General features: G+C 66.2%; 11 protein-coding genes. 4 read left to right on the top strand and 7 right to left on the bottom strand.

What is annotated here, in order from left to right; genetic code table 11:
- Nucleotides 1-9 precede the first annotated feature (9 nt).
- From glsA to AB5K84_RS22420, 4 genes are all read right to left on the bottom strand, one after another.
- On the bottom strand, nucleotides 10-1,884 hold the full coding sequence (gene glsA / locus AB5K84_RS22435) for a glutaminase A (protein ID WP_011087566.1): 1,875 nt from the start codon (nucleotides 1,882-1,884) through the stop codon (nucleotides 10-12).
- Nucleotides 1,885-1,989: 105 nt separating this feature from the next.
- On the bottom strand, nucleotides 1,990-3,195 hold the full coding sequence (locus AB5K84_RS22430) for an MFS transporter (protein WP_011087567.1): 1,206 nt from the start codon (nucleotides 3,193-3,195) through the stop codon (nucleotides 1,990-1,992).
- A complete protein-coding gene (kdsA, locus tag AB5K84_RS22425; RefSeq protein ID WP_011087568.1) occupies nucleotides 3,195-4,043 on the bottom strand; it encodes a 3-deoxy-8-phosphooctulonate synthase in 849 nt (282 codons plus the stop codon). Before kdsA ends, AB5K84_RS22430 begins: the two co-directional genes overlap by 1 nt.
- 115 nt (nucleotides 4,044-4,158) lie before the next feature.
- Entirely contained in the window at nucleotides 4,159-4,485 is a 327-nt protein-coding gene (locus AB5K84_RS22420) for an NIPSNAP family protein (protein WP_011087569.1), read from the bottom strand.
- 196 nt (nucleotides 4,486-4,681) lie between these two features.
- Here AB5K84_RS22420 and AB5K84_RS22415 point away from each other — a divergent pair, with 196 nt between their 5' ends.
- The 3 genes from AB5K84_RS22415 to AB5K84_RS22405 all read left to right on the top strand — a co-directional run bounded on the left by AB5K84_RS22415 (nucleotide 4,682) and on the right by AB5K84_RS22405 (nucleotide 7,503).
- Nucleotides 4,682-5,356, top strand: coding sequence for a response regulator (locus AB5K84_RS22415; protein ID WP_011087570.1), 675 nt, complete (start codon nucleotides 4,682-4,684; stop codon nucleotides 5,354-5,356).
- Complete coding sequence (locus tag AB5K84_RS22410; protein ID WP_011087571.1) at nucleotides 5,353-6,729, top strand: sensor histidine kinase; 1,377 nt, start codon at nucleotides 5,353-5,355, stop codon at nucleotides 6,727-6,729. Before AB5K84_RS22415 ends, AB5K84_RS22410 begins: the two co-directional genes overlap by 4 nt.
- Before the next feature lie 111 nt (nucleotides 6,730-6,840).
- Complete coding sequence (locus tag AB5K84_RS22405) at nucleotides 6,841-7,503, top strand: class I SAM-dependent methyltransferase (RefSeq protein ID WP_038967222.1); 663 nt, start codon at nucleotides 6,841-6,843, stop codon at nucleotides 7,501-7,503.
- A 4-nt stretch (nucleotides 7,504-7,507) separates the two neighbouring features.
- Here the strand turns inward: AB5K84_RS22405 and AB5K84_RS22400 are convergent, their stop codons facing one another.
- From AB5K84_RS22400 to tpiA, 3 genes are all read right to left on the bottom strand, one after another.
- The gene (locus AB5K84_RS22400; protein ID WP_011087573.1) at nucleotides 7,508-9,139 is read right to left on the bottom strand and encodes a CTP synthase; all 1,632 of its coding nucleotides are present in this window, start codon (nucleotides 9,137-9,139) and stop codon (nucleotides 7,508-7,510) included.
- Nucleotides 9,140-9,305: 166 nt separating this feature from the next.
- Nucleotides 9,306-9,695, bottom strand: coding sequence for a preprotein translocase subunit SecG (gene secG / locus AB5K84_RS22395; RefSeq protein WP_011087574.1), 390 nt, complete (start codon nucleotides 9,693-9,695; stop codon nucleotides 9,306-9,308).
- A gap of 140 nt (nucleotides 9,696-9,835) precedes the next feature.
- A complete protein-coding gene (gene tpiA / locus AB5K84_RS22390; RefSeq protein ID WP_011087575.1) occupies nucleotides 9,836-10,591 on the bottom strand; it encodes a triose-phosphate isomerase in 756 nt (251 codons plus the stop codon).
- A gap of 223 nt (nucleotides 10,592-10,814) precedes the next feature.
- Between tpiA and AB5K84_RS22385 the strand changes: the two genes are divergently transcribed.
- Nucleotides 10,815-12,713: a SurA N-terminal domain-containing protein gene (locus AB5K84_RS22385; protein ID WP_011087576.1), complete on the top strand. Its 1,899-nt coding sequence runs from the start codon at nucleotides 10,815-10,817 to the stop codon at nucleotides 12,711-12,713.
- Nucleotides 12,714-12,720 lie beyond the last annotated feature (7 nt).

Genomic DNA, 12,720 nt, shown 5'->3' with positions numbered 1-12,720 from the left:
CCCGGCCTCCTAATACGCGCTCAGCAGGTCGACCTTGGCATTGGCCGCCACCAGCCGCCGCGCCAGGATTGCGGCGAGGTTGCGCATGATCTTCAGCGCGGTCTCCGGGTGCAACCGGCGGTAATCGGCAAAGCTGTCGAGCGGCAGTTCGAGGCAGGCAACGGGCGTATCGGCAAACACGTCGGCGCTGCGGGTTCGCTCCAGGATCGCCATCTCACCGAACTCCATGCCGGGACCGAGCGAGGCCAGCCGAACGCCGCTCCGCAGCTTCACGCTGACCATGCCGCTCTGGAGGAAGAACAGCGAATTGGCGGGCGCGCCGGCGGCGATGACGCGCTGGCCGGCCGTGTAGTGCCGCGTGGTCGAGAGTTTGACGATGGCGGCGATCTCGTCGGTGTCGAGCTCGGCCAGCAAGGCCTGCTCGCCGAGATGCACGCTCTCCTTCACGTCGGTGAAGCCGCCGAAGCGATAGATCACCTGGTCCTCGGCCCATTCGATGGCATCGTCGAGCAGCGCGAAGCGGCGCAGCCGGCGTGGATCCCCCGTGCGCGCGGCGATCGCGGCCCAGACCGCGGAGGCCTCCTCGAGGCCGGACAGAATCGTGGTGACGTTGGCATTGCCGAGCGCCGTCAGCGTCTCGCCCAGAAGCTCCGCACCGGCCGCGGTGATGTCGGGCACGCGGCGGAAATCGATGATCAACAGCGGCGCGTTCGGCGGCTCACTGGTCAGTCTTCGCGTGACGTAATCGATGGTGCCGAAATTCAGCGCGCCGACGAGCTCGACGATGCGGATGTCGCTGTGACGCTCGTCGAGAATCTGCTGCTCGTGCGGCTGGCGGCTGCGGCGCGAGGAGATGCCGTAGACGTCGTAATCCGCCATGACGCTGGTGCGGACGTCAGCATTGCGGTTGAGCATGTGCAGGTCAAACCGCGCCGACAGTGCCTCGCAGACTTTCAAGCCGCGCACGCTGTTGAAGTGATTGTCGAGCAGCGGCGAGAAGGTGCCCAGTCCCAGTTGCGAGGGCAGCGCCGCGACGATGCCGCCGCCGACGCCGCTCTTGGCGGGGATGCCGACGCGATAGGTCCACTCGCCGGCATAGTCGTACATGCCCGAGCTCGTCATCACCGACAGCGTGCGGGCGACGATGTGCGGCGTGATCACCTGCGCGCCCGTCACCGGATTGATGCCGCGATTGGCGAGAGTTGCCGCCATCACCGCCAGATCGCGCGCCGTCACCAGGATCGCGCATTGGCGGAAATAGACGTCGAGCACCGCGTCGACGTCATCCGGCAGCACCGCGTAATTGCGGAGCAGCCACGCGATCGCGCGGTTGCGGTTGCCGGTCGCGGTCTCCGAGGCATGCACGGCCTCGTCGACGCCGAGCTCGCGCCCGGCGAACTCGCTGAGTTTTGAGCGGACACGCTCGAAAGCACCCTTGCCGTCCACCTCGTAGATCAGGCCCGAGCAGGCAATCGCACCGGCATTGACCATCGGGTTGAAGGGACGGTTGTCGTTGGTGAGCCGGATCGAATTGAAGGCTTCGCCGCTCGGCTCGACGCCGATGGTGGCCGAGACGCGCTCCTCGCCCACCGTCTCCAGCGCCAGCGCGAACACGAAGGCCTTCGAGACCGACTGGATCGTGAACGGCACCGCGCTGTCGCCGACCTCGTAGACATGGCCGTCGATGGTGACGAGCGCGATGCCGAAATGATCGGGGTTGGCGCGCTTCAGCTCGGGAATGTAATCGGCAAGCTCGCCCGAACTGTCGCCCCTGAACTCCTCGTGGCAATCGGTCAGGAAACGCCGCAGTGGCGGCCTGGTGGGATATCCGGCCGACCGGGTCGCGCCGGCTACGCTGGGCAAACGGATGGGCTGGGTGTCCACGGTCTCACACCTCGGTTTGCCCAGAATAAAAGCAATTCGTGTGCCATGTATACGGAGCCGACGGTGTCGTGGTGGGGCGATCCCCCTTAAGGACCGAATAAAATCTCAGCGCGCGTCGGCTGGTGCACGCGGCTTGAGCAGCCGAGCACAGACGATGCCGAGGACCACCATGATCGCGGCGCTCACAAACAGCGTCGGCACCTTGCCGGCGTGTTGCAGGCCGAAGCCGTAGGCGAGCGGCCCGACCGTCTGTCCCATGAAGAAGAAGAACGAATGCAGCGACAGCGCGGTGGCGCGCGCCTCGACCGAGAGCTCGCTGGCGAACACCTGGAGGCAGCCATGGGCGATGTAGAAGCCCCAGCCCATGACGATGAGATTCAGCGCCTGCACCTCCCAGCGCGGACCGAAGGCCACGGCGACGAGCTGCGAGGCCACCAGCGTCATGCCCGCGATCATCATTCCCTTCATGCCGAGCCACGGCAGCAGGCGCGACACCGTCAGCGTGTAGAACAGGCCGCCGACCGCGAAGCCCGCGATGACGATGCCGGCGATCGAGAGCGAGGTCTGGCCGAGCTCGAACAGGAACGAGGCGATATAGGGAAACAGGCCGAGCACGCAGCAGCCTTCGACGAACACGGCCGAGTAGCACACATAGGCGTTGGGGTTGGTGAAGATGGTGCGATAGCCGGCCTTCAGCGCCGACAGGCTCGTCTTCGGCGGATGCTTGACCTTGGCGCCGCGAAAGCCGGCGGCAACCGCGATCGATGCAACGATCACGAGCACGCCGAGCACCGCCAGCACGCCGCGCCAGCCGAGGAAATCGCCGATCAGGCCGGAGGCCGAGGCACCGAGCAGATTGCCGGTCATGGCGCCGGCGAGCGTGCGGCTGATCGCGACCTGCCGCTTCTCCGGACCGACCAGATCGCTGGTCAGGCTGAGCGCCACCGGAAACACGCCGCCCGAGCCGATGCCGGCAAGGATGCGGGTCGCAAACAGAACCGAAAACGAGGTCGAGAGCGCGCCGAGAATATTGGCAAGCCCGAGCAGCGCGAGGCAGCCGATCATCAGCCGCGTCTTGCCGAACAGATCGGCGGCGGCGCCGACGATCGGCTGGATGATCGAGAAGGTGAAAGCGAACACCGCGGCAAAGCCCGCGGCGGTCGCGATGCTGACGCCAAAATCCTCGGCGACGTGCGGCAGCACCGGGTCGAGCGCACGCGCCGACAACGCCGCGGCGAAGCTGGCGCCGGAGATGACGTAGAGCGCGGCCGGCAGACCGTGATCGTGCGGCCGCGCCTCGCCTTGCTGCATCAGCGCGGGTTCTTTGCGAGCGCGTCGAACGCCATCAGCCTGCGGATCAGACCCTCGAACTCGCGCAACGGCACCATGTTGGGGCCGTCGGAAGGCGCGCTATCGGGATCGGGATGGGTCTCGATGAAGACGCCGGCGACACCGACCGCGACCGCCGCCCGCGCCAGCACCGGCACGAATTCGCGCTCGCCGCCGGAGGACGTCCCCTTCCCGCCCGGCTGCTGCACCGAATGGGTGGCGTCGAAGATCACGGGCGCACCGGTGGTGCGCGCCAGGATCGGCAGCGCGCGCATGTCGGAAACCAGCGTGTTGTAGCCGAAGGAGGCGCCGCGCTCGGTGACGAGCACATTCGGATTGTTCGCGCTCGTGATCTTGGTGACGACGTTCGCCATGTCCCAGGGCGCCAGGAACTGGCCCTTCTTGACGTTGACGACCTTGCCGGTCGCGGCCGCCGCCAGCAGCAGATCGGTCTGCCGGCACAGGAAGGCCGGGATCTGCAGGATGTCCACGGCCTGCGCCACCTCGGCGCATTGCGTGGCTTCGTGCACGTCGGTCAGCACCGGCAGGCCGAGCGAGGAGCGGATCTCGGCGAAGATCGGCAGCGACTGCGCGAGCCCGAGTCCGCGCGCCGCCGACGCGCTGGTGCGGTTGGCCTTGTCGAACGAGGTCTTGTAGACGAGACCGATGTTCAGCCGCGCGGCGATCTCCTTCAGCGCGGAGGCCACCTCCAGCGCATGCTGGCGGCTTTCGAGCTGGCAAGGCCCGGCAATGATCGAAATCGGCAGATCATTGCCGAATTTGACCCTGCCAATGGTGACGACCGGCGCCGCTGACGTCGAAGAGCTCAAGGCAAATCCCTCGTTTCGGCGCGACCATAGCCGCCATCGGGGTCGGATCAACCCCAATCGGCCCAGGCCGTCCGAATATCAGGGTTGCGCCGAAGTTCCGCGGGCGCCGCCGGCGCTATTTCACCGCCGAAAAGGCGGTCGGCGTCAGGAGCTGGCTGACGATATTGCCGACGATCTGGCCGTCCGCCTCCGACTTCGACCGCGCCTCGAGCCAGTCCGGATCGGTCACGAACGCGCCCCACTTCTTCTCGCGCTCGGCGAGCGACTCCCAGGCGAGGAAATAGGTCAGCTCCTGGCTGGATTCACCGATCAGCGTGGTGAAGAATCCAGCCTGGCGGATGCCGTGCTTCTCCCACAGCTTCAGCGTCGCCGTCTCGAACCGCTTCAAGAGCGCCGGCAAGCGGCCGGGCACGCAGCGGTAGACGCGCATTTCGTAGATCATTCTTGCTTCCTCCCAGAACAGGTCCGCCGCTTATAACGGCCGGCCATAACCGTGTCTTGAGCCCTGCGCGGCCGCCCCTGTGGCGTTTCGCGCATGGCTCGGCGGTCTTCGGTAACGCATCAAGTCCGGCTCCCGCAATGCTGCCGCAATGATCGGGCCGCTAGAATGGCTTTAGTTGAAGCCTAGGTGCCGGATCATGCGGATTTTGCTCGTCGAGGATGAGGCGGAGATGGCGGGCGCGCTGGCGTCGGCGCTAAAGCGCTACGACATGGTGGTAGACCATGCCCCTACCCTTGCCGACGCTGAAGAGGCCATTTCCGCCGACGTCCATGTCGCGGTCCTGCTCGACCGCCAGCTCCCCGACGGCGACGGCCTTGCACTGATTCCGAAGCTCCGGGCGCGCGCCGACGGCGTGCCGATCATCGTCCTGACCGCGCGCGGCGAGCTCGCCGACCGGATCGCCGGGCTCGACAGCGGCGCCGACGATTATCTGGCCAAGCCGTTCGCGGTCGAGGAGCTGCTGGCGCGCCTGCGCGCCGTGATGCGGCGCCCCGCTGGACTTACGCCGGATGTCATCCGCGCGGGCCGCCTCGCCTTCGATGTCGGCCATCGCGAGGCGAGCATCGACGGCCAGCCGTTCGAGCTGCCGCGTCGCGAGCTGTTGGTGCTCGAGGCGCTGATCCGCCGCATCGGCCGCACCGTGATACGCTCGGCGCTGGAAGAGGCCGTCTACAATTTCGACGACGAGATCCAGTCGAACGCGCTGGACACGCATATCTCGCGGCTACGCCGCAAGCTCGCCGAGGCGGATGCCGGCATCGAGATCCACGGCATTCGCGGCGTCGGCTATCTCCTGAAGAAGCTGCCATGAGCAGGCACGACGATCCCTACTGCCTGCGCTCGCGCCTGAGCTGGCGCCTGCTCTCGCTCCAGGCCGTGCTGCTCCTGGCCCTGGTTGCCGTCGTCGTCGGAGCGCTGTGCGCGTCAGGACTTGTGCTCGCCGAGCGCGACGAGGATCGCGTGATCGACGTCGTGCAGCACGCACTGACGCGCGACGCACAGGGCGGCCTGACCGTGCGGCCGACGCCCGAGCTCAGACAATTGCGTAGCGAGACACCAGACCTCTGGTTCCTGGTCCGCGACCGGCAGGGACATTCGCTCGCCGAAGGTGCCGTGCCGGCTGAATTCGCCGCGATCGGCGGCGGCCTCGACCAGATCAGCCAGGCGCGGCTCGGCTGGCAGCTGTTCGAGGACGATCCGCGCAAGCCGGCGGCGCGGCTGAAGCGGGTCGATACCGAGGCCGGCAATGTGCAGGTCATCACGGCGACACAGGGCCGGCTGACCGGCGCCAAGGCGCTGGTCATGACATCGCTTGCGTTCCTCGGCATCGCCCTGCCAGGCCTCCTTCTGATGGGAACCGCGACCTTCATCGCGACACCGATGATCGTGCGGCGCGCCTTCAGAGGACTTGATACGACCGCGGACCAGGCGCGTCGCATCGACATCCATCAGCGCGGCGCGCGCCTGTCGGTGGAGAGAATTCCGCTGGAGGTCGTACCGCTCGTGACTGCGGTCAATGACGCGCTGGCGCGGCTCGACCAGGGCTATGCCCGCCACAAGCGTTTCGTCGCCGACGCCGCGCACGAGCTGCGCACGCCGATCGCGATCCTCAACACGCGCCTGGAGTCGCTTGCCCCGGGGCCGGACAAGACCCGGCTGCTGGAAGATGCCGCGCGGCTGGCGACGCTTGCCGAGCAGTTGCTGGACATTCAGCGGCTCGACCGCTGCGGCCATCCTTTCGCGCGCGTCGACCTTGTCCGGGTCGCGCAAGGCGCGGCTGCCGACCTCGCGCCGCTGGCGATTGCCGGCGGCTACGAGCTGGCGCTCGATGCACCCACGACGCCGATCGAGACGATCGGTGACGCGGCCGCGTTGGAACGCGCGCTGACCAACCTCGTGCAAAATGCGATTCAGCACGGCCCTCGCCGCGGCACCATCGGCATTCGCGTCAGCAGACCCGCGAGCATCGAAGTCACGGACGAAGGTCCCGGCATTCCCGTCGGACAACGCGAGCAGATCTTCGAGCCGTTCTACCGGCTGACGCCGCTCGATCGCGGTGCCGGCCTCGGCCTCAACATGGTGCGCGAGATCGTGCAGCTGCATGGCGGCCACGTCTCGGTCACGGACGGGCCGGACGGCGGCGCCTGTTTCAGAATAACGCTGCGCCCAATCCCGCAGGATTGATTCAATCCGCGTGCGCCTCTCACAGCGCAATGCTGTCGCAATGCACGGCCGTGACACTGCATCCGCCTCACTTCTGATCTTTCGAGGTGCAACCAAGATGCCGGAGTGCGCATGCCCAACGATTTCCTCTCCTTCTTCCTGTCCTGGATGTCGGCCCCGCGTCGGGTCGGCGCGATCGCGCCGTCAGGCGCGGCGCTCGCCGATCTGATCACCCGCGAGATCACGGCATCGACCGGTCCGATCCTCGAGCTCGGCCCCGGCACCGGGGCATTCACCTACAACCTCCTGAAACGCGGCGTCCGCCAGCAGGACCTCACGCTGATCGAATACGGCTCCGACTTCATGAAGCTCCTGCAAGTGCGCTTTCCCAACGCGCGCGTCTTGTGGATGGATGCGGGGCGGCTGACGACGGAGCGCCTCTATGACGGCGCGCCCGTCGGCGCGGTCGTGAGCGGGCTGCCGCTGCTCAACATGTCGACGCGCAAGGTCATCTCGATCGTCAGCGGCGCGTTCAGCTATGTCCGCCCCGGCGGCGCATTCTACCAGTTCACCTACGGCATGAGCTGCCCGGTGCCGCGGCCGATTCTCGATCGGCTGGGCTTACGCGCCACGCTGGTCGATCGCGCCCTGCTGAACATGCCGCCCGCCGCCGTCTACAAGCTGACACGGCGGCCGCAGATGAAGCTCGTCACGGGATCGCTTGCGCCGGCCCCCTCGACGCGAGTCGCCTTGGAGCCGATCCATCACGCGCGCGACTACTCCGCCGCGCGCTGAGCCATCAGACCAGCCGGCTCTGCACCATCGCCGCCTGAATGAAGGAGGCGAAGAGAGGATGCGGCTCAAAAGGCCGCGACTTCAGTTCGGGATGGAACTGGACGCCGATGAACCAGGGATGATCCTCGTATTCGACGATCTCCGGCAGGACGCCGTCGGGCGACAGCCCGGAGAATTTCAGGCCGTGCTGCTCGAGGCGATCCTTGTAGGCGGTGTTCACCTCGTAGCGGTGGCGGTGGCGCTCGGAAATCTCGGTCGCGCCGCCATAGACCTGCGAGACTCGGCTGCCGCGGTTGAGTGCCGCGGGATAGGCGCCGAGCCGCATCGTGCCGCCGAGATCGCCGGCCTGCGAGCGCTTCTCGAGTTCGTTGCCGCGGAGCCATTCCGTCATCAGGCCGACCAAGGGCTCCTTGGTCGGGCCGAATTCGGTGGAGTTGGCGTCTTCGATGCCGACGAGATTGCGCGCGGCCTCGATCACCGCCATCTGCATGCCAAAGCAGATGCCGAAATACGGCACGTCGCGCTCGCGCGCGAACTGCGCCGCGCGGATCTTGCCTTCCGCGCCGCGCTGGCCGAAGCCGCCGGGCACCAGGATGCCGTTGACGTGCTCGAGGAACGGCGCGGGATCTTCCTTCTCGAAGATCTCGCTCTCGATCCAGTCGAGATTGACCTTCACCTTGTTGGCGATGCCGCCGTGTGAGAGCGCCTCGATCAGCGACTTATACGCATCCTTCATGCCGGTGTATTTGCCGACGATGGCGATGGTGACGTTGCCTTCGGGATTGCGGACGCGCTCGTTGATCTGCTGCCAGCTCCGCAGCTCTGGCGGAATCCGCGAGGCGATGCCGAAGGCGGCGAGCACCTCGTCGTCGAGGCCCGCATTGTGGTAGGCCTCAGGGACAGCATAGATGTTGTCGACGTCGCGCGCTTCGATCACCGCGCTTTCACGGACGTTGCAGAACAGCCCGAGCTTGCGGCGCTCTTCCTTCGGGATCTCGCGGTCGGTTCGGCAGAGCAGGATGTCCGGCTGGATGCCGATCGAACGCAGCTCCTTCACCGAGTGCTGCGTCGGCTTCGTCTTCAATTCGCCTGCGCTCGGAATGTAGGGCAGTAGCGTGAGATGGATGTAGACGGCATGATCGCGCGGCAGATCGTTCTTGAGCTGGCGGATCGCCTCGAAGAACGGCAGGCCCTCGATGTCGCCGACGGTGCCGCCGATCTCGACCAGCACGAAGTCGTAGTCGTCATTGCCGTCGAGGACGAATTCCTTGATGGCGTTGGTGACGTGCGGAACCACCTGGATGGTCGCGCCGAGATAATCGCCGCGGCGCTCCTTGGTGATGATGTCCTGGTAGATGCGCCCCGTCGTGATGTTGTCGGCCTTGGTCGCCGGCCGCCCGGTGAAGCGCTCGTAGTGACCGAGATCGAGATCGGTCTCCGCGCCGTCATCGGTCACGAACACTTCGCCGTGCTGATACGGCGACATCGTTCCGGGATCGAGGTTGAGATAGGGGTCGAGCTTACGGAGGCGGACCTTGTAGCCCCGGGCCTGCAACAGCGCACCGAGTGCCGCTGAAGCCAAACCCTTGCCGAGCGAAGAAACCACGCCGCCGGTGATGAATATGTACCGCGCCATGGGACTTAACCTCTAATCCCTCGAATTCGATTCGCCAAAGCGATTCGTATTCCGCCCCAAAGATTTTGCGGGCCTGTGGGTGAGCCAGAACTAAGAATGGTAACAGAGCCTTGATGGGGATTGTTGACGCAGGACGGTAGAAGCCGCCCTGCATGGCCCCCCTGCTTTATTGCGAGCGAGGCACCTGCGGGCCGCTCGGCGCTGCCGGAGCCTGCTGCTGCTCGTCGGCCTTCTTCAGCGAATCCAGGATGCCGCCCGAGGTCGGCGGCGCAATCGGCGATCCGCCGGCCGGCTGGCCCTGCGATGCCGGCTGGCCAATGATCGACGAAGGCGCGCGGTTGTAGCCGGCGTACCAGGACAGGAACAGGCTGGTCACGAAGAAGCCGGCGGCGAGGATCGCGGTCGTCCGCGACAGAAGATTCGCGGTGCCGCGGCTCGACATGAAGCCCGCGCCTCCGCCCATGCCGAGGCCGCCGCCTTCCGACTTCTGGAGCAGGACGGCGCCGATCATGACGGCGACGATCATGAGATGGATGACGATGACAACAGTCTGCATAGTGCCCTTCCGTCACAAGCCGACAGCGCCGAGACGGCGGCCGATCGCGCTTCGCGGGTTTTCCTGAAGTTGCGCGGTGTTACACGATCGGAAACGGCATTGCCACCCCCGATCGGGTCCGGACCAACGGTTTGGGTTAGCTAGGGGCAGCCCTTGGCGATCGCAAGGAAATCGGCCGCCTTGAGGCTGGCGCCGCCGACCAGAGCTCCGTTGACGTTCTTCACGGCCATCAGCTCGGCCGCGTTCGAGGGCTTGACCGAACCGCCATAGAGGATCCGCATCTTCGCCCCGTCCACGCTAAACCGGGAGGTCAGGAACTCCCGGATAAACCCATGAATCTGCTCGACATCCTGGACTGTGGGGGTCAGGCCGGTGCCGATTGCCCAGACGGGCTCATAGGCCACGACCAGGTTGGCCGCGGTAGAGCCGTCCGGCAGCGAGCCGTCGAGCTGGCCGCGCAGGATGTCCAGGGTCTGGCCGGCATCGCGCTGGGCTTGCGTCTCGCCGATGCAGACGATCGCCGTCACCCCGGCCCGCCAGGCGGCTTCCGCCTTCTGCCGCACCAAAGCATCGCCCTCGCCATGGTCGGCGCGGCGCTCGGAATGGCCGACGATGATGGCGGTCGCGCCCGCATTCGCGAGCATTTCGGCGGCGATATCGCCGGTATGGGCGCCGGAGGCCTTGGGGTGGCAATCCTGGGCCCCAACCGCGACCTTCTTGCCGCGCGCCTTGTCGGCAAAGGCCGCGATCAGGGTCGCCGGCGGGCAGACCAGCAGATCGGCCTTGGTGGCCACGTCTGCCGCGCCATTGAGCATGGCGTCGAATTCGGCAGCGGAGGCCTTCAGGCCGTTCATTTTCCAGTTGCCGGCGATCAGCGGTCGGATGGCGTCGGTCATGTCAATTTCCAGCAAAATGAGGTTTGTGCATGCGCTAGCAGAGGTGCTGCGGCAGTTCCAGAGACCTAAGGGCTTTTAACCGCAGCTTCGCGAGGCCGCGTGACCTGAGGTTGCGGGGGGAAAGCCGCCACTTTATGATGATCTATCAATTTGGTGACGCGCTTTTGCGGAATCTGCATTAAGACGCGCTCCCGTTCCCCTCCTGCCAAACAAGTTGGACCAAATGCTTCGAGGAATGCGCAAGGCCTCATCAAACTGGCTCGGCAAGACCATTATGGCCGTGGTGATGGGCGTGTTGATCATCAGTTTCGGCATTTGGGGCATCGCCGACATCTTCCGCGGCTTCGGACAGTCCACGGTGGCCAAGATCGGCCGAACCGAGATTTCGCTGAACGAGTTCCGCCAGATCTATACCGACCGCCTGCAACAGATCAGCCGCCAGTTCGGCCGTCCGCTGACGCCTGATCAGGCCCGCGCCTTCGGCCTCGACCGTCAGGTGCTCCAGCAGACGATCGCGGAAGCCGCCCTCGACGAAGAGGCGCGCCGGCTCGGGCTCGGCCAGTCTGACGACCAGATCCGCCAGGTCATCATGAACGACCCCAACTTCAAGGGCGTCGGCGGCAGCTTCGATGCGAACCGCTTCCAGGCCGTGATCCGCAACTTCGGCTATACCGAGCAGCGCTACGTGTCCGAGCAGCGCAAGGTGTCGCTGCGGCGGCAGCTCACCGGCACGATCGGCGCGGGTCTCGAGCCGCCGAAGGCGATGATCGACGTGCTGACGCGCTTCCAGAACGAGCAGCGCGCCATTGAGTTCGCACGGCTCGACGCCGCGCAGGCAGGTACCATCGATGCGCCCTCGCCCGAGGCGCTCGCCGCCTATTTCGAGGATCACAAGGTCCAGTTCCGCGCGCCCGAATATCGCAAGATCGCCTTCGTCGTGATCTCGCCGGAAGAGATCGGCAAGTGGAGCGAAGTCTCCGACGAGGACGCGAAGAAACTGTTCGACCAGCGCAAGGACCGGCTCGGCACGCCCGAGAAGCGCCAGATCCACCAGATCGTGTTTCCCAACGCGGCCGAGGCGCAGACCGCGCGCGAGCGCCTCGCCGGCGGAATGTCGTTCGAGGATCTCGGCAAGGAGCGCGGACTGAGCGCATCCGACGTCGATCTCGGGCTCGTGACCAAATCGTCGCTCGACCCGGCGGTTGGCGATGCCGCCTTCGCGCTCCCCGCAGGTGAAATCAGCCAGCCGATCCAAGGCCGTCTCGGCACCGCGATCGTCAAGGTCGACAAGATCGAGCCGGGCGTCGAGGCGAACTACGCCAGCCTCGTCGGCGACATCAAGCGCGAGATCGCCACCGAGCGCGCGCGCGTCAAGGTCGCCGATCTCCGCGACAAGATGGAAGACGAGCGCGGTGGCGGCGCCAGCGTGATCGACGCGGCGCAGAAGCTCGGCCTCACCGCCGTCACCATCGACGCCGTCGACCGCTCCGGCCGCGCCCCGAACGGCCAGCCGGTCGCCAACATCCCGCCGGGCCTCGACGTGGTATCGCAGGCCTTCAATACCGACGTCGGCGTCGACAATGACGCGATCTCGTTCAAGGGCGGCTACGTCTGGTACGACGTGCTCGCTATCACGCCCTCGCGCGATCGCAACCTCGACGAGGTCCGCGACCAGGTCGAGGCGCGCTGGCGCCAGGACCAGATCGCGACCAAGCTGAAGGCCAAGGCCACCGAGATGGTGCAGAAGCTCGAAGCGGGCGGCAAGCTTGCCGATGAAGCCGCCGCGGTCGGCGCCAAGGTCGAGACCGCGACCGGCTTCAAGCGCGACGACTCGCCCGCCGGCGTGCCCGCGACCGTCGTTGCGGCCGCCTTCCGCACCGCCAAGGACGGCGTCGGACAGACGCCCGTGAGCGGCGGCAGCGAGGTGATCGTCTTCCGCGTCACCGACATCGTCGATCCCACGGTCGACGCCGCCTCCGACGCGGTGAAGAAGCTGAAGGAGAGCCTCGACCGGGCGCAGACCGAGGAGCAGGTCGCTTCCTACGTCAACAAGCTTGAAACCGACATCGGGACCACCATTAATCAGGCCGCCTTCGCGCAGGTGACCGGCGCGAACCAGTGAGTTGAAA

This window comes from Bradyrhizobium sp. 1200_D9_N1_1, from assembly GCF_052075915.1.
GTDB lineage: Bacteria > Pseudomonadota > Alphaproteobacteria > Rhizobiales > Xanthobacteraceae > Bradyrhizobium > Bradyrhizobium diazoefficiens.
The sequence above is the reverse complement of the archived record's forward strand: the minus strand, read 5'-3'. Positions and strand labels throughout refer to the sequence as shown.